This window comes from Vibrio sp. T3Y01, assembly GCF_013114525.1.
GTDB lineage: Bacteria > Pseudomonadota > Gammaproteobacteria > Enterobacterales > Vibrionaceae > Vibrio > Vibrio chagasii_B.
In genome coordinates this window covers 144429-160854 of sequence record NZ_VTXJ01000007.1, presented here as the reverse complement: position 1 = coordinate 160854, position 16426 = coordinate 144429, and the positions used below count along the sequence as shown (strand labels likewise).

The following is a 16426-nucleotide window of genomic DNA, read 5'->3' as shown; positions in this document are numbered from 1 at the left end:
GGATTAACGAACTTTCAGTGTCGCTAGGCCAATCAGTACCAATACCATTGAGATGATCCAAAAGCGCACGATAACACGCGGTTCTGGCCAGCCTTTCAGCTCATAGTGGTGGTGAATCGGTGCCATACGGAAAATACGCTGGCCACGTAATTTGTAAGAGCCCACCTGCAGGATTACTGACAAGGTCTCCATTACAAACACACCACCCATGATCACTAGTACCAACTCTTGACGAACGAGTACCGCAATCACACCTAGCGCACCACCCAGTGCTAGAGAGCCAACATCGCCCATGAATACTTGTGCTGGGTAAGTGTTAAACCATAGGAAGCCAAGGCCTGCACCAACGATAGCAGTACATACCACAACCAGTTCAGAGGTGTATGGGATGTATGGAATGTGTAGGTATGCTGCAAAGTTAACGTTACCTGTCGCCCAAGCGATAACAGCAAAACCCGCTGCAACCATAACCGTTGGCATAATCGCCAAGCCATCTAGGCCGTCGGTTAGGTTTACGGCGTTACTGGTACCCACAATAACAAAGTAAGTTAGAACAATGTACAGTAAACCAAGTTGTGGCATCACATCTTTAAAGAAAGGCACCACTAATTGTGTTGCTGCAGTGTCTTGCCCGTGAGCATACAGAGCAAATGCCACTACCAAAGCAATTGCCGACTGCCAAAAGTACTTCCAACGAGCAATCAGACCATCAGTGTTCTTACGAACAACTTTACGATAATCATCAACAAAACCAACTGCACCGTAACCGCCTAGCACGACAAGCACCGCCCAAACGTAAGGGTTTGATAAGTCAGCCCAAAGCAAGACTGTAATAATGATCGCAGCAAGGATCATCACACCACCCATAGTTGGTGTGCCACGCTTACTAAAGTGAGACTCTGGGCCGTCGTTACGAACAACTTGGCCAATTTGCAGCATTTGCAGACGCTCAATTAAACGAGGTCCCATCCACAGCGACAGACATAAAGCCGTCAAAATACTCGCGATTGCACGAAACGATAAGTATTCGAACAAACGGAAAAAAGAAAAGTGTGGCTGTAGTAGCTCTGCAAGCCAAATTATCATGAAAAGTTCTCCTTTAAAGCAGCGGCTATTTTACTCATTCCTGCACTATTAGCGCCTTTTACCAACAAGGTATGTGGCACGTTTTCTGGCAAGCTCAAGTGCTGCTCTATGTGCGCGATCATCGCTTCATGCGTTGCAAAGTGAGTGCCGTTACACACTTCACTAATCACCTTGATATCATCACCGTAAGTGAGTACATGCTCAAAAGCGAATGGGGCAGCATATTCACCGACTTGACGGTGAAGTGCAAGGCTTTCATCGCCTAATTCAGCCATATTGCCTAAAATCAACCAGCGCTGACCTTTAAAGCTCGACAGCAATTTAGCTGCGGCCTTCATTGCCGGTACGCTGGCGTTGTAACTGTCATCTATCAGCTTGATATTCTGACTTAATTGTTGAACCTCAACTCGGCCTTTAACTGAGATAAGATTCGCTAAACCGCTTTTAATTTCTGCAAGCGTGGCACCGAATTGAATGCTCAGTGCAGCTGCCGCTAATGCGTTTGCTACATTGTGCTGACCAATAATGCCAAGTTCGACATCGATGGCACCTTGCGGGGTCTGCATATCAAAGCAAGCTTCACCCTGCTCGTTGATGCGAATATTCGTCGCAAAGTAATCCGCCGTGTCATCACTTTCAGAAAAGGTCAGTACGTTTTTGTCTGCAAGGACATCTTTCCAGAAGTCACCACCATTGCTCTCTAGGTTAACAATAGCAGTATCACCAGTAGCAAGCCCCTGAAAAATTTCGCCTTTCGCTTGCTTCACACCATCGATAGAGCCAAAACCTTCTAAGTGTGCCGCCGCGACATTGTTCACCAAAGCAACCTGTGGTTTCACAAGCTGGGTAGTGTAAGCAATTTCACCGATGTGATTGGCGCCTAGTTCGATCACTGCGTAGTCGTCGCTTGACTCACTACGCAGCAGGGTTAACGGTACCCCAATATCATTATTGAAGTTGCCTGCTGTAAACAGCACCTTGCCACGTTGCTGCAAAATGCTCGCAACCATCTCTTTTACAGTTGTCTTGCCGCAGCTGCCTGTAATCGCCATAGTTGGAACGTTACATTGCTCATGAATCCAAGCACTTAGCTGACCTAAAGCAAGTTTAGTGTCTTCAACAACAACTTGAGTAATATTTAGGTCAAGTTTTCGTTGAACTAATAACGCACTCGCATTGGCCTCAACAGCCTGACCGCAAAAATCATGCGCATCAAAACGTTCACCTACGAGAGCAACAAACAGCGCACCTTGTTCAACGGTGCGAGTGTCGGTAGAAACCGCATTGATCAAACTATTGCTCGATTTGCCAGCCTCTATCAGCTGACCGTTCACCGCTGAGCAGATCTGCTCGAGTGATACATCAATCATTATGAAATACCTAAAAGTTGTAGCGCAGACTCTCGATCCGAATAGTGGATCGTTTTGTCTTTCAATACTTGGTAATCCTCATGGCCTTTACCTGCCAGAAGAATAATGTCGTTATTACCCGCCTGCTCTAGAGCAAACTTAACCGCCTGAAAGCGATCGTGTTCAACAAAGGCGACTTCAGGCTCACTTAAACCTGCCAGCATGTCTTTAACAATCAATGCCGGATCTTCGCTGCGAGGATTGTCATCTGAAATAATAATTTTGTCGGCGAACTGCTCTGCGGTCACCGCCATCATAGGGCGCTTGCCGGTATCTCGATCACCACCGCAGCCAAAGATTGCCCATAGCTTTCCAGAGCAGTGAACTCGCAGTGCTGCTAGTGCTTTCTCTAGTGCGTCTGGTGTATGCGCGTAATCAACCACTACTTTTGCTTTATTTGGTACTTGGAACAATTCCATGCGACCAATAACTGGTTGTAGTTGAGGTGCTGTGTCGATCAAGGTTTGCTTGTCGATGCCTAGTGAGAGTAATGTCGCGAAAGCAACCAATACATTTGAGGCGTTGAACTGACCAATTAAAGGAACAGACAGTTGTCCCTGCCCCCAGCTACCATCAAAAGCGAGTTTGATACCTGTCTCTGCATAAGCAACATCCGATGCCCATACTGACTGCTGGTAGCCCGATAACGGAAGTAATGAAACCGCTACTGCATTAGACAGATCTGCCATCCAAGCTTTACCGACTTCATCGTCGACATTAATCACAGCGTGCTTACACTTATGCTGAGTAAACAAGCTCTTCTTAGCTAGAGCGTACTCTTCCATCGTGCCGTGGTAATCCAAGTGGTCACGGCTCAAGTTGGTAAATACACCAACCTCAAAGTTCAACGCCTTAACTCGACCTTGAACCAAACCATGAGACGAGATTTCCATCGCGGTATAAGCAGCGTTTTCTTCAGCCAACTCACTCAGTGTACGTTGTATTTCAATCGCACTACCGGTCGTATTAGCCGCCGTTTTAAGGTTGTCTAGAAAGCCATTACCCGTTGTGCCCATTACCGCAGAGCGTTGGCCGACTAGGTCTAGCCACTGAGCAATCAATTGAGTGATAGTGGTTTTTCCATTGGTGCCAGTAACGCCAATCAATTTAGTCGCTTGAGAAGAGTAAATACGACCCGCCAGTTCTGAGAGGATTACATTCAGCTCAGATACATAAATCACCGGCACTGCATCTAACCATTCAACCAAACCATGCGTTTTGTCATCGCTAGCTTGTGCAATAACCGCCTTTGCGCCCTGAGCAACGGCTTTGTCGATAAAGCGGCGACCATCGACAGCATGCCCTACAATGGCAACAAAGATATCACCGTCCTTGATGGCACGACTGTCTAGCACCAATTGCTCAACCGCAATCGACGCTAACTCGGGAGCACTAAAATCTCCCCAAGGAGAAAGTAAAGATGACAGCGTGAGGCTATTACTCATATTGAATCCTGATTAGATCTATTCTTGAAACTTGTTTTCATCAGCAGGGACATTCAGTATTTGCAGTGCGCCCTTCATGATTTCAGAAAAAACAGGGGCTGCGACCGAGCCACCATAGTAAAGGTCACCTTGAGGTTCATTGATCATCACAACCAAAGAGACTCTTGGGTCACTCACTGGAGCAACACCAGCGGTATAGGCGAAGTACTCGTCTCCATAACCACCGGAAATCGCTTTTCTAGATGTACCTGTTTTTGCTGCTACTCGGTAACCCGGCACGGCAGCTCTTGTCGCTGTACCGCCCTTTTGGGTTACGCCTTCTAACATGTTCAAAACCAACTCAGCATTTTCGCGCTTGATGATCTGTTTTGAGAAATCTTGGTCGTTGCTTTTAACGATATGAATAGGCTCGTAAACACCGTGATTCGCTAACGTCGCATAGGCATGAGCCAATTGAAGCGGAGTAATCGCTAGGCCATAACCAAATGATAAGGTAGCAATTTCAAACTTAGACCAGCGTCGACGGTTAGGGAAAATACCGGCAGTTTCACCGACTAGGTTCAGTCCAGACATCTCACCAAGGCCTACTGAACTGTACATACCCAGTAGCGCTTCAAGCGGCATATCCAGGGCTAATTTCGCCACACCGATGTTACTCGACTTCTTAAGGATTAACGCTAAGTCTGCCTTACCAACTTTGGAAGTATCACGTACACGACTACCACCGATTTGCATGATGCCGTTGCCCGTATCAATCACGGTATCAGCATCTGCGGTGCCATTTTCGAGAGCCGCTAGCACGACAAAAGGCTTAACCGTCGAACCTGGCTCAAAAGCATCGGTGATCACGCGGTTACGCATCTTAAAGCTTTGTAAGTCAGCACGATTGTTTGGGTTGTAAGACGGCGCGTTGACCATGGCCAAAACCGCCCCCGTTTTTACGTCTAATAAGATAGCAGAGCCAGACGTCGCTTTGTGATCGGCTACCGCCTGTTTAATCGCTCGATAAGCGATGGCTTGTAGGCGCTGATCGATGGTTAATTCGAGTGGTTTGCCTTCTTCACGCTCTTCTAGTGCAATGTTTTCCACTACTCGCCCGTAACGGTCTTTACGGATTGTACGTTTACCGGCTTCACCCGTTAGCCACTTATCGTAGCTGCGCTCAACACCCTCTAGCCCGTGTCCGTCAATTCCGGTCACACCTATCAGATGCGCACTGACTTCGCCGGCTGGGTAATAACGACGTGATTCTGCTTTAAGACCAATACCCACCAGCTTTAAGTCGCGGATGTATTTCGCCATTGCTGGGCTAACTTGTCTTTGTAGGTAGATAAAACGACGAGATTTGTCACTGGAGATCTTGTTGATCATTGATTGTCGATCTAAGCCAAGTACATCAGCTAGCGCATACCAACGATCAATTTGGGCCATGCCATTTTTATCGAAGATGGTTTTCGGGTCAGCCCATACCGCCTCAACAGGCACACTGACGGCAAGTGGTTCGCCATTGCGGTCTGAAATAATCCCGCGGGCAGAAGGAATAGCCTTAACACGTACAGAACGAAGGTCGCCCTGACGAATTAAGTTATCTGGTTCAATGACTTGGATGTAAGCCACACGACCTACTAGTACAGAAAAGGCAACCAACACAAAAGCAATAACGACGTTGAAACGCCATTTAATCAGAATTGGATCCGAGTCCTTTTCGCTCTTCACTCGCTCTTTCGTTGGTTTCTTAACGGCTTTCGCGGGTGCTTTTTCCTTTTTTCCGGTCATTTCAGTGTGATCACAACTTCTTTGTCGGAGTCTGGACGTTTCATGTCTAGCTCTCGTTTTGCCGATGCTTGAACGCGACTATGTTCAGCCAGAGCTGTCTCTTCAAGCATTAAATTTCGCCATTCATTATCAAGCTGTTCACGCTCACTCAATGCCATGTCTTTTTGCGTGATTGCCTGACGTGACATGTGTGTCGTGAGAACGACCCCCATCGCGCTCGCGAAGATACAGATAAGCAACACCAATGGGACTTTACCCACGGAGATCAAATCAAAAAATATTATCTTGGCTAAGTTCGGCTTGGAGGTCTTCATTGACTATAGCTTTTCTGCGATTCGTAATACTGAGCTACGTGAACGAGTGTTCTCATCCACTTCGCCTTTCGATGGTTTGATCGCTTTACCGACAGGCTTAAGATCAGCACTGCCTAGTGCTTTGATCTGCTCTTCCGTTAACGGAAGGCCGTGAGGTACTTGCGGGCCTTGGCTCTCTTTACGAATAAAGCGCTTCACCATACGGTCTTCAAGTGAGTGGAAGCTAATAACAGACAGGCGACCTTCTGGAGCAAGAATGCTTGCCGCGCCTTTTAGTGCCGTGTCGATCTCTTCCAGTTCACTGTTAATGTAGATACGGAATGCTTGGAAAGCACGCGTTGCTGGGTGCTTTTTCTCTTTGAAGCTTTTTGGTGCTACATCAGAGATAAGCTTAGCTAACTGACCAGTGCGAGTTAGCGGCTCATTCTCTTCGTTTTCTTGATAAGCAATGATGCCTTTCGCGATACGACGAGCGTGCTTGTCTTCACCGAACTCACGAATCACCCAAGTGATGTCATCAAGATCTGCTTCTAGTAGCCACTGAGATACTGGGATGCCCGAAGTTGGGTCCATACGCATATCCAACGGGCCATCTTTCATGAAACTAAAGCCACGTTCAGCGTCATCAAGTTGAGGAGAAGAAACACCTAAATCCAGCAGAACTCCGTCTACTTTACCCACTAAATCATAACGCTCAGCGTACTCAGCCATACCAGAGAATGGGCCGTGGATGATAGTAAAGCGAGGGTCATCAATTTTTTGTGCTTCTGCAATCGCTTGTGGATCGCGGTCGATACTAAATAGTCGTCCATTCTCGCCCAGTTTAGACAGGATTGTACGGCTGTGACCACCACGGCCAAAAGTACCATCGATGTAGGTACCGTCAGGTTTGATCGCAAGTCCGTCAATAGATTCGTTAAGCAATACTGAAATATGTTTGAATGCTTCTGTCATAGTCTTCTCAGTGAGTGGATTGAGCCATTAGTTCGGCAATAATTTGTTCTGTTAACGTTTTAGTGTACTGATTTCACGCTGTATCTCCACCATATTGTGTACAGGCTTTGGGAATTTTTGACCCAAGCTCATACCAAGGTGACGGATTTTAAGGAAATCTAAATAATTTACGTCAATATAAAGCAAAAAACCCATCACTACCGTTAAGTAATGATGGGTTCTTAAAATGGGTGGAGTTGACACATACGCCGGGTTCTGTTCCGCTTGCGCGGCGGTAACCATTCGTCTAGGCCTGCAATCGCTCACAGGCTCAAGCAATCTACCCGCCCCCATACGCGAGCAACGCAATGTGAGGGCCTATTTGATCTTGCTCCGGGTGGAGTTTACCTTGCTACGAACTGTTACCAGTCGCACGGTGCGCTCTTACCGCACCCTTTCAGCCTTACCTGTGCCCCTTCCGAAGAAATGAGGCCATCGGCGGTCTTCTCTCTGCTGCACTTGTCGTGGGCTCGCGCCCCCCAGACGTTATCTGGCACCCTGCTCTATGGAGCCCGGACGTTCCTCCCCTCTGCCAGTCTCCCGAAGGACTTCAACGTCAGTTTCCCGAAGGACCTCAACGTCAGTCTCCCGAAGGACATCAGCAAAGCAGCGATTACCCGTTCAACTCCGAGGGCGGATTGTATAGAGATTAGTGTGCAGTGTCTAGCGAGATCACAAATATGGTGCAAACCAATGATTAACTGATGGGGAATTGACCTAAAAGCGGATGCGAGTGGCGGGATGAGAGATGAGAAAAGAACTAAGAGCAGATTAGAGATACAGATAAAAAGATGGTTGGGTTTCTTGTTTATCTGTATCTGAATTGTGTAACTAAAGAAGCATTAGTTGTCTAGGTGCTCTAGGCCCCATTTGTACAGCGCGTTCTTTTTCAGGTTGTAGATTTCTGCTGTCATTGCCGCCGCTTTTTTAAGAGGCAGTTCTTTGGTCAGAATACCCAGCGTGCGAGTCGCTTCATCTGGTAGTTCAGTGCTCGCTTCTTCGCGGTGACCATGAATCAGTAATACCATCTCACCGCGCTTGCGGTTCGCGTCCTCTTCAATCCATTCAATCAGTTCACCAAGAGGCAGGCCTTGAATGGTTTCGAAAGTCTTAGTTAGCTCACGCGCCAATACAACTTCACGGTCAGGGCCTAAAATCTCAAGCATATCTTGCAAAGAGTCAGAAATGCGGTGCGGTGATTCGTAGAAGATGCACGTGCGCTCAGCTTTCGCGATCTCTAGGAACTTATCTTTACGACCTTTACTCTTAGGCGGTAAGAAGCCTTCAAAGCTGAAACGATCCGATGGTAAACCTGACGCACTTAACGCGGTAATCACAGCACAAGCACCAGGAAGTGGCACAACTCTCACACCCGCTTGACGACATTGTGATACAAGATGGTAACCTGGATCACTGATTAAAGGTGTACCCGCATCAGAGACTAATGCGATAGACTGACCTTCTAATAGCTTTTCGACTAGAACTTGAGCTTTAGTTTGTTCATTATGATCATGTAAAGCGAACGTTCTGGTTGATATATTGAAGTGAGCAAGCAGCTTACCCGTGTGGCGTGTGTCTTCGGCTGCAATAACATCGACACTTGATAAGATTTCAATTGCTCTTTGAGTGATATCTCCCAAATTTCCGATTGGGGTTGGCACAATGTAGAGAGTTGGGCTCTCTGTGAGCAAGGTTTTGTTATCTGTCATTTGTTTACCATCACTTCAACGATTAATATAGATACAAATTTATACGGAATTTAAAGAACTCATGGCAACGATGAACCATAAGAGACTCAGTGTACCACGCTTACTAACTCCAATTGCATTAGCAATTACATTGGCGGCTTGTTCTTCAGGTCCACAAGCACCAACAAGCGTAGATATTACACTAGATCCAGTGCAATCCACTGAAAGTTACATGATGCAGGCGGACAGTAGCAAAGGAAGCCTACAAAACGACTGGTTAATCATGGCGCTTAAAGCTTCTGTGCAAGCTGGCAAAACCGACCAAGCGACACTGCTTATCAAACGCTTAGCAAAACAAGAGCTCACTGAAGTTCAGCAAGCAGAATGGCAACTCGCTCGAGCTCAACTGTTGGTGAATAACTCACAGCCGGATCAAGCGTACAGCCAACTGAACTTCCAGCCCTGGTGGAAACTGCCAAACGAGCAGTGGAAAGATTACCACGAGCTGCGTGCGAATATTTCAGAGATGCGAAGCGAGTATTTCGAGGCGAGTCGTGAACTTGTTCTTTATTCTGAGTACGCGAAAGATAACGACGAGATCCAACAACAAGCTGCAGATCGAATTTGGCAAAATCTAAATAGCTACTCTCAATATGAAATTCTGGAACTGAAAACGTCACCGACGGAAGACGTTTTAGCCGGTTGGTTACAACTCGCTATTTACATGAAGACACTCAACTCGAACCTGCCAAACCTACAAGAAACCTTGTCTGATTGGTTAGCCGAGAACCCTCAGCACCCTGCTGCTACTTATACACCGCAAGCGATCACTGACATCTTAGCCTTAGAGATCAGCAAGCCAACCAGCACTGCATTGCTACTACCGCTAACGGGGAAATATGGTAAGCAAGCACAACTGGTACGTGATGGTTTCATCTTTGCGATGATGAATGACAAAGAGCGCGAAGAAGATGCAACGCTGACGGTTATGGACACCAATGTTCAAAGTGCCGCTGAAATTAAAGCGACACTTGAAGAGAACAATGTTGATTTCATCGTTGGCCCGCTGATTAAGAGCAACATCACTAAGCTTCAGCAAGCGCAGAAAAATCACGAGAACGCGATTCCAGCTTTAGCTTTGAATATTCCAACTCAGCTAGAACCTGACACCAATATTTGTTACCTCGCTCTATCTCCTGAGCAAGAGGTTGCTCAAGCAGCGAAACACCTGTTTGCTCAAGGCTACAAATACCCACTGATTCTGGCTCCGAAGGGACGCCTTGGTGATCGTGTTGAGCAAGCGTTTAAAGAAGAGTGGAAGAAATACAGCAATAACGATGTGGCAATCAGCTTCTTCTCGGACAAACGCCAACTTCAACGCAACGTGAATCAAGTATTCGGTCTACAAGAGAGCCAACAGCGCATCGCGCAAATGGATAACCTACTTGACCTAGACCTAGAAACCGAGCCACGCAGTCGTCGTGATATCGATTCTGTCTACATCGTGGCGAAGAACTCCGAGCTAACGCTGATCAAGCCTTTCATTGAAGTTGCGATCAACCCAGATGCTAGCCAGCCTGCTCTGTTCTCTAACTCACGCAGTAATAGCGGCGACAAGCAGTATGAAGACCTAACAGGTGTATTCTACAGCGATATCCCACTGCTAGTTGAAAACAAAGGTGAGCTGAACAAAGAGCTTAACGAACTATGGCCAGCACATTCAAACGGCCAGAAACGCCTACAAGCGTTAGGTATGGATGCATACTACCTAATGGATGCGCTACCACAGATGAAAGCCGTACAGGGTTACAGTATTCCGGGTGAAACTGGCGTGTTAACCATCGACAACAACTGTGTTGTACAACGTGAAATCAGCTGGGCAGAGCATGGGGCTTTTTAGCCGAACGTTCTTGTCCAAAGCAACGGTCACCCATAAACAAGTGGGTGATCAATACGAGGCCGTGGCAAAGGCCTATTTGACTCGCCACGGTTTATCGTTAATTCAACAAAACTTCATAGCAAAATGTGGCGAGATTGATCTTATAATGCGCCATAACAATACGATTGTGTTTGCCGAGGTAAAATACCGTAAGCAAACTCGCTACGGACATGCCGCTGAGATGGTGACAGCGAAGAAGTCACAAAGGCTACTCAAAACAGCCCAAGTGTGGCTGATGCAGCAAGGCTTGTCGGTACATTCCACAGATTTCAGGTTTGATATCATTGCCATTGAAGGGCCAGATGATCATATCAACTGGATTCAAAACGCGATTACCCAAGGATAAACATGCTAGACAGCATTAAAGAAAGTTTTACAGAAAGTATTCAAATCCAAATTGCGGCTGCAGAAGCACTACCAGATGCAATCACGCACGCCGCTCAAGCTATGGTTGCTACCTTGCTCAACGGAAACAAAATCCTATGTTGTGGTAATGGTGGATCCGCATCAAACGCTCAGCAATTTGTATCATGCCTACTTAACCGTTTTGAAACCGAGCGCCCTAGCCTACCAGCAATGGCCCTTACCGCTGATAACACCACGCTTACTGCGGTTGCAAACGACTACCACTACGAAGAGATCTTCTCTAAACAGGTGCGTGCGTTTGGTCAAACGGGTGATATTTTACTGGCTATCTCGACTAGCGGTAACAGCAAGAACATCATTAAAGCGATGGAAGCAGCGGTAACTCGTGACATGACTATCATCGCCTTTACCGGTAAAGATGGTGGTGAAATGGCAGGTTTGCTTGGTGAGCACGATGTAGAAATTCGTATCCCGTCACACCGCACAGCACGCATTCATGAAGTGCACATGGTGACACTACACTGCCTATGTGACCTAATCGATCAAGTACTCTTCCCTGCTCACGAAGAGTGATATACGGAGCATCACAATGAAATCATTTACCTCTAAGACGCTATTGAAGCTGATTAGTGTTTCGCTACTTACACTATCTTTGTCTGGTTGTGCTGGCATTTTCATTGCTGGTGCAGCAACCACTGCAAACATTGTCACTGACACGCGAACCACTAAAGAGATTTGGAACGACAACAATATCGAATTTGAAGTCGCAGCCATCACTAATAAACAGCCATACCGTGGTAGCGTTCGTGTCACAGCAAGCTCTTACCGCGGCTCGGTGGTATTAATGGGCCAAGCAACAACAGATGCTGAACGCCGCTCTTTTGAGAGCCAAGCGAAAGATGTACCTGGCGTCGACACGATTCACAATCAGATTCGCGTGAAAGAACCTCTCTCTGTTAGCGCTATCAGTAAAGACAGCTGGATTACCACGAAAGTGAAATCGGCTCTGCTGGCTAATTCTGAGCTGAACGGCATCAAGGTGAAAGTCATCACTGAAGATTCAGAAGTATTCTTACTGGGCTTAGTATCTCGTGAACACGCAGATATCGCGACGGAAGTTGCACGCAACATTTCCGGTGTGAAGCAGGTAATCCGAGCATTTGAATATGGTGAAGAAGAGACAGCCGTTAACTAGCGATTAAGCTAAAACTGCAAAGAAATCAGCAGGTAACAGAAAAGAAAAAAGCAGCGATGAGTCGCTGCTTTTTATTGAGTCGTTACTTATAAATAACGTTATTTGATAACACGAAGGCTTGGACGACCTTTCGCCGGGCGAGGTGGCTCAGGATCTGAGTCTGGCTCTTCAGCTTCTGGTTCAACCGTTGCAACACTCAAAGATGGGCCTTTTTCTGGCTCTTCGAAAGGACTTTCTTCAATCCCTTCTTCGAACGACTCCATGTAAGCCTCTTCAGGTTCAAACATGGTACCAGCACCATTCTCACGAGCGTAAATCGCTTGTACAGCATAAAGTGGAACGATCACAGAGTGAGGACGACCACTAAAACGAGCGCTAAACGTCACAGCTTCGTTACCCAGCTCAAGCTGTCCAACTGCACGAGGTGCGATGTTCAGAATGATCTGACCATCTTGAACAAACTCTTCTGGAACTCGCACGCCTGGCAGTGTTGCTTCAACTACAAGGTGTGGAGTCAATTCGTTATCAACCAGCCAATCATAGAATGCACGAAGCATGTATGGTCGGCGTGGTGTCATATTTGAGATATCCATAACGCTTAGCGAACTAGTCGCATCTCGCGCTCAGCTTCCGTTAAAGAAGCTAGGAATGAATCACGTTCAAATACGCGGTTCATGTAAACTTTAAGCTCTTTAGAACCAGGGCCAATTAGCTCGATACCAAGCTCAGGTAAACGCCATAGTAGCGGAGCAAGGTAGCAATCGATTAGGCTGAATTCTTCGCTCATGAAGTACTCGTACTCTGCGAAGATAGGAGCTAGAGTCAGTAGATCGTTACGTAGTTTAGTACGTGCTGCTTCAGATTCTTCAGCATTGCCTTTAACGATCTTCTCTGCAACTGAGTACCAGTTGCGCTCAATACGGTACATCATTAGACGGCTATTACCACGAGCAACCGGGTATACAGGCATCAATGGTGGATGAGGAAAACGCTCATCTAGGTATTCCATGATGATCTTAGAGTCGTAAAGAGCAAGCTCACGATCAACAAGAGTTGGTACTGATTTGTACGGGTTCAGTTCAACAAGCTCTGCTGGAAGATTTTTTTCATCAACCAACTCAACTTCAACACTTACGCCTTTTTCAGCAAGAACGATGCGCACCTGATGGCTATACATATCAGAAGCACTTGAGAAAAGAGTCATTACAGAACGTTTATTGGCAGCTACAGCCATGGAGCCCTCCAGTACACTTTAAATAAAAACAATGGAGGCCTAAAGCCTCCATTGAACATTAACATAATTTGGGAATTAGCACGGTATTATAGCACAATTAGTGCACATCACGCCAATACTCTTTCTTCAGCAGAATCACAATGATAGTGAAGATTACTAAGAAAGCCATTACCCACCAACCTAGAGCATGACGCTCAAGTTGAACAGGATCGCCCGAGTAAACTAGGAAGTTAACTAGGTCGCGAACCGCTTCATCGTATTCACCAGCACTTAGTTCACCAGAGCCATCAGTCTCAGTACCAACAACCACTGTTACTTCTTCGCCATCTACAATGTGAGTATCGTAGATTGGTGTAGGGATACCTTGCAGCTCTTCAAGAACGTGCGGCATACCAACACTTGGGAAAACAATGTTGTTCACGCCAAATGGACGAGACGGGTCTTCGTAGAAAGTGCGAAGGTACGTGTATAGCCAGTCAGCACCACGAACACGAGCAACCAAAGTTAGGTCCGGTGGCGGAGCACCAAACCAGCTTGCCGCTTGCTCAGAAGGCATCGCATTAACCATTAGGTCACCAATTTTCGCTTCAGGGTCGAAAATCAGGTTTTCCTTCATTAGATCAACTGGGATCTCTAAGTCATTCGCAACACGCTCATAGCGTTGGTATTGCGTTGAGTGACAAGCAAAACAGTAGTTCATGAACATCTTAGCGCCATTTTGCAATGAAGCTTTGTCCGTTAAGTCATTGTTCGCTTTGTCTAATGGTACGTTTGCACCCGCTGCCATCGCCAGTGACGGCAACATAGCAAATAAAATTACAATCCACTTTTTCATTTGAATGTCACCCTTTCTGGTAATGGTTTCGTCGCTTCATTTTTACTGTAGAACCACAGCAGAACGAAGAACATGAAGTAACCTAAGCTAAAGATTTGAGCTAGTAGCGTGTATGTTGGTGTTGCTGGAAGCGCACCAAGTACACCAAGCGCAATAAAGCTTATTGTGAATTGGATGATGTTAATCAAATGCAGTTTGCTACGGTAACGGTAAGAACGCACTTTACAACGGTCGAACCATGGCAGTAGGAATAGCACAACAATCGATGCACCCATTGCTACAACACCTAGCAGCTTATCAGGAACCGCACGTAGGATTGCGTAGAACGGCGTGAAGTACCATACAGGAGCAATGTGCTCAGGTGTCTTCAGCGGGTTCGCAGCTTCAAAGTTTGGCGGCTCAAGGAAGAAACCACCCATCTCTGGGTTAAAGAACAGCACATAACAGAAGAAGAATAGGAAACCAGCAACACCAACCATATCTTTCACTGTCCCGTATGGGTGGAAAGGAATAGAGTCAATGATGTCGTATTTCTTCGTGTAATCTTTATGGAATGGGAACTGAGTTTTGTAGTCGTCGCCCATTGTGCCTTTAGGAAGCTTAGTCTCGATACCGTCTGGGTTGTTCGAACCCACTTCGTGCAGCGCTAGTACGTGAAGCACGATAAGCAGCAGAAGTACGATTGGTAGCGCGATAACGTGCAGTGCGAAGAAACGGTTCAACGTTGCACCAGAGATGATGTAATCACCACGGATCCAAAGCGTTAGGTCATCACCGATAACAGGAATCGCACCAAACAGAGAAATGATTACCTGAGCACCCCAGTAAGACATTTGACCCCATGGTAGTAGGTAACCCATGAAAGCCTCGGCCATAAGCACCAAGAAGATCAACATACCGAAGATCCAAAGTAGCTCACGAGGTTTTTGGTAAGAACCGTAGATTAGACCACGGAACATGTGCAGGTAGATAACAACGAAGAATGCCGAAGCACCTGTCGAGTGCATGTAACGTAGTAGCCAACCGTATTCCACATCACGCATGATGTATTCAACAGAAGCAAACGCACCCTCACCAGACGGTACGTAGTTCATTGTTAGCCAAATACCCGTAAGGATTTGGTTAACCAATACCAACATTGCCAAAGAACCGAAAAGGTACCAAAAGTTAAAGTTCTTAGGCATTGGGTATTCAGATAAGTGCTTTTTGTAAGCATTCATCGCGGGTATACGTTTTTCAACCCAGTCTAGTAGTCCTTGCATTATGCATCTCCCTCGTCAATACCGATCAGGATCTTGGTGTCGCTTAAATACATATGCTTTGGCACAACAAGGTTCAATGGTGCAGGTACGCCTTGGAATACTCGACCAGCCATATCAAATTTCGAACCATGACACGGACAGAAGAAACCAGACTTAACACCTTGTACTTGTTCTGCGAAAGAATCAGGTAGGTAAGTCGGAGAACAACCTAAGTGCGTACAGAAACCAACAGCAACGAAGAATTCCGGCTTAATTGAACGGAATTCGTTCTGTGCGTATTCTGGCTGTTGTTCAGCTTCAGATTGAGGATCACGAAGTTGACCACCGATAGATTTTAGGTTTTCTAGTACCGACTCAGCACGACGTACAACCCATACAGGTTTACCTTGCCACTCGACACGAACCATTTGTCCCGGTTCTAACTTGCTGACTTCCACTTCAACCGGTGCACCCGCAGCTTTCGCCTTGGCACTCGGATTCCATGATTTAATAAAAGGCACGGCTACAGCAGCAGCTCCCAAACCACCAACAACGGCTGTTGTTGCGGTTAAGAAACGCCTGCGACCGTTATTTAAAGGCGCGTTGCTCATCCAAACATTCTCCCATTTGCTCCTTGTGGATTGAAATTATTCCGATTAAAGAGCATGGCTAACAAAATATGTATTTAGTTCTATTTATTGACGGCAAATGATAAATAAAACCCTACTTTTTGACAAGATAAAGCTACCTTTTTGTAACAATCATGAGGCAAAGCGCACATTGAGTTACAAAAGCTTTCAAAATACAAGAATTTGGAAATAAAACGAGAGGGGAAAAGCATTTAGCAGGGGGGAGAAAAACAAAAAGCCCGGCATATAGCCGAGCTTTGAACCACAATTCCAGTA

16 protein-coding genes and 1 other RNA gene are annotated in these 16426 nt (G+C 46.3%); 4 read left to right on the top strand and 13 right to left on the bottom strand.

Features of this window, described 5'->3' with window-relative positions; translation table 11 throughout:
- Positions 1-3 precede the first annotated feature (3 nt).
- The 8 genes from mraY to rsmI all read right to left on the bottom strand — a co-directional run bounded on the left by mraY (position 4) and on the right by rsmI (position 8732).
- Positions 4-1086: a phospho-N-acetylmuramoyl-pentapeptide-transferase gene (gene mraY / locus F0232_RS09830; protein ID WP_008223690.1), complete on the bottom strand. Its 1083-nt coding sequence runs from the start codon at positions 1084-1086 to the stop codon at positions 4-6.
- Complete coding sequence (murF, locus tag F0232_RS09825; protein ID WP_171750746.1) at positions 1083-2456, bottom strand: UDP-N-acetylmuramoyl-tripeptide--D-alanyl-D-alanine ligase; 1374 nt, start codon at positions 2454-2456, stop codon at positions 1083-1085. The genes mraY and murF overlap by 4 nt, the downstream gene beginning before the upstream one ends.
- Positions 2456-3940 (bottom strand): UDP-N-acetylmuramoyl-L-alanyl-D-glutamate--2,6-diaminopimelate ligase, encoded by a 1485-nt coding sequence (gene murE, locus F0232_RS09820; RefSeq protein ID WP_105058997.1) that lies wholly within the window; start codon positions 3938-3940, stop codon positions 2456-2458. The genes murF and murE overlap by 1 nt, the downstream gene beginning before the upstream one ends.
- Before the next feature lie 18 nt (positions 3941-3958).
- Positions 3959-5716 (bottom strand): peptidoglycan glycosyltransferase FtsI, encoded by a 1758-nt coding sequence (locus F0232_RS09815; RefSeq protein WP_008223684.1) that lies wholly within the window; start codon positions 5714-5716, stop codon positions 3959-3961.
- Positions 5713-6030 carry a cell division protein FtsL gene (gene ftsL / locus F0232_RS09810; RefSeq protein ID WP_017062901.1) on the bottom strand — a complete coding sequence of 106 codons (318 nt, stop codon included), beginning with the start codon at positions 6028-6030 and terminating at the stop codon, positions 5713-5715. The genes F0232_RS09815 and ftsL overlap by 4 nt, the downstream gene beginning before the upstream one ends.
- Before the next feature lie 3 nt (positions 6031-6033).
- Entirely contained in the window at positions 6034-6984 is a 951-nt protein-coding gene (rsmH, locus tag F0232_RS09805; RefSeq protein WP_008223680.1) for a 16S rRNA (cytosine(1402)-N(4))-methyltransferase RsmH, read from the bottom strand.
- A gap of 228 nt (positions 6985-7212) precedes the next feature.
- Positions 7213-7652, bottom strand: an RNA gene (rnpB, locus tag F0232_RS09800) — RNase P RNA component class A.
- A 213-nt stretch (positions 7653-7865) separates the two neighbouring features.
- Complete coding sequence (rsmI, locus tag F0232_RS09795) at positions 7866-8732, bottom strand: 16S rRNA (cytidine(1402)-2'-O)-methyltransferase (protein ID WP_105058998.1); 867 nt, start codon at positions 8730-8732, stop codon at positions 7866-7868.
- Positions 8733-8793: 61 nt separating this feature from the next.
- Between rsmI and F0232_RS09790 the strand changes: the two genes are divergently transcribed.
- The 4 genes from F0232_RS09790 to F0232_RS09775 are packed head-to-tail and all read left to right on the top strand — an operon-like array spanning position 8794 to position 12211.
- Positions 8794-10611, top strand: a complete 1818-nt coding sequence (locus tag F0232_RS09790) for a penicillin-binding protein activator (protein WP_105058999.1) — start codon at positions 8794-8796, stop codon at positions 10609-10611.
- Positions 10598-10996, top strand: coding sequence for a YraN family protein (locus tag F0232_RS09785; RefSeq protein WP_061033384.1), 399 nt, complete (start codon positions 10598-10600; stop codon positions 10994-10996). Before F0232_RS09790 ends, F0232_RS09785 begins: the two co-directional genes overlap by 14 nt.
- 2 nt (positions 10997-10998) lie before the next feature.
- Positions 10999-11589: a phosphoheptose isomerase gene (locus tag F0232_RS09780; protein WP_004729817.1), complete on the top strand. Its 591-nt coding sequence runs from the start codon at positions 10999-11001 to the stop codon at positions 11587-11589.
- 16 nt (positions 11590-11605) lie between these two features.
- Positions 11606-12211: a BON domain-containing protein gene (locus F0232_RS09775; RefSeq protein ID WP_061033385.1), complete on the top strand. Its 606-nt coding sequence runs from the start codon at positions 11606-11608 to the stop codon at positions 12209-12211.
- A 98-nt stretch (positions 12212-12309) separates the two neighbouring features.
- Here F0232_RS09775 and sspB read toward each other — a convergent pair whose 3' ends face one another.
- From sspB to petA, 5 genes are all read right to left on the bottom strand, one after another.
- The gene (gene sspB / locus F0232_RS09770; protein ID WP_061033386.1) at positions 12310-12804 is read right to left on the bottom strand and encodes a ClpXP protease specificity-enhancing factor; all 495 of its coding nucleotides are present in this window, start codon (positions 12802-12804) and stop codon (positions 12310-12312) included.
- A 5-nt stretch (positions 12805-12809) separates the two neighbouring features.
- The gene (gene sspA, locus F0232_RS09765) at positions 12810-13445 is read right to left on the bottom strand and encodes a stringent starvation protein SspA (protein WP_004740754.1); all 636 of its coding nucleotides are present in this window, start codon (positions 13443-13445) and stop codon (positions 12810-12812) included.
- 97 nt (positions 13446-13542) lie between these two features.
- On the bottom strand, positions 13543-14280 hold the full coding sequence (locus tag F0232_RS09760; RefSeq protein ID WP_061033387.1) for a cytochrome c1: 738 nt from the start codon (positions 14278-14280) through the stop codon (positions 13543-13545).
- Positions 14277-15542, bottom strand: a complete 1266-nt coding sequence (locus F0232_RS09755) for a cytochrome bc complex cytochrome b subunit (protein WP_008223666.1) — start codon at positions 15540-15542, stop codon at positions 14277-14279. Before F0232_RS09755 ends, F0232_RS09760 begins: the two co-directional genes overlap by 4 nt.
- Entirely contained in the window at positions 15542-16132 is a 591-nt protein-coding gene (gene petA / locus F0232_RS09750; RefSeq protein ID WP_004740757.1) for a ubiquinol-cytochrome c reductase iron-sulfur subunit, read from the bottom strand. Before petA ends, F0232_RS09755 begins: the two co-directional genes overlap by 1 nt.
- Between the last annotated feature and the right edge of the window lie 294 nt (positions 16133-16426).

Excerpts from the sequence above, each read along its gene's own strand:
- F0232_RS09760 (WP_061033387.1), bottom strand. The coding sequence starts at position 14,280 with ATGAAAAAGTGGATTGTAATTTTATTTGCTATGTTGCCGTCACTGGCG.
- rsmH (WP_008223680.1), bottom strand. The coding sequence starts at position 6,984 with ATGACAGAAGCATTCAAACATATTTCAGTATTGCTTAACGAATCTATT.
- ftsL (WP_017062901.1), bottom strand. The coding sequence starts at position 6,030 with ATGAAGACCTCCAAGCCGAACTTAGCCAAGATAATATTTTTTGATTTG.
- murF (WP_171750746.1), bottom strand. The coding sequence starts at position 2,456 with ATGATTGATGTATCACTCGAGCAGATCTGCTCAGCGGTGAACGGTCAG.
- F0232_RS09780 (WP_004729817.1), top strand. The coding sequence starts at position 10,999 with ATGCTAGACAGCATTAAAGAAAGTTTTACAGAAAGTATTCAAATCCAA.
- F0232_RS09775 (WP_061033385.1), top strand. The coding sequence starts at position 11,606 with ATGAAATCATTTACCTCTAAGACGCTATTGAAGCTGATTAGTGTTTCG.
- sspA (WP_004740754.1), bottom strand. The coding sequence starts at position 13,445 with ATGGCTGTAGCTGCCAATAAACGTTCTGTAATGACTCTTTTCTCAAGT.
- petA (WP_004740757.1), bottom strand. The coding sequence starts at position 16,132 with ATGAGCAACGCGCCTTTAAATAACGGTCGCAGGCGTTTCTTAACCGCA.
- mraY (WP_008223690.1), bottom strand. The coding sequence starts at position 1,086 with ATGATAATTTGGCTTGCAGAGCTACTACAGCCACACTTTTCTTTTTTC.
- murE (WP_105058997.1), bottom strand. The coding sequence starts at position 3,940 with ATGAGTAATAGCCTCACGCTGTCATCTTTACTTTCTCCTTGGGGAGAT.
- F0232_RS09785 (WP_061033384.1), top strand. The coding sequence starts at position 10,598 with ATGGGGCTTTTTAGCCGAACGTTCTTGTCCAAAGCAACGGTCACCCAT.
- sspB (WP_061033386.1), bottom strand. The coding sequence starts at position 12,804 with ATGGATATCTCAAATATGACACCACGCCGACCATACATGCTTCGTGCA.
- rsmI (WP_105058998.1), bottom strand. The coding sequence starts at position 8,732 with ATGACAGATAACAAAACCTTGCTCACAGAGAGCCCAACTCTCTACATT.
- F0232_RS09755 (WP_008223666.1), bottom strand. The coding sequence starts at position 15,542 with ATGCAAGGACTACTAGACTGGGTTGAAAAACGTATACCCGCGATGAAT.
- F0232_RS09815 (WP_008223684.1), bottom strand. The coding sequence starts at position 5,716 with ATGACCGGAAAAAAGGAAAAAGCACCCGCGAAAGCCGTTAAGAAACCA.
- F0232_RS09790 (WP_105058999.1), top strand. The coding sequence starts at position 8,794 with ATGGCAACGATGAACCATAAGAGACTCAGTGTACCACGCTTACTAACT.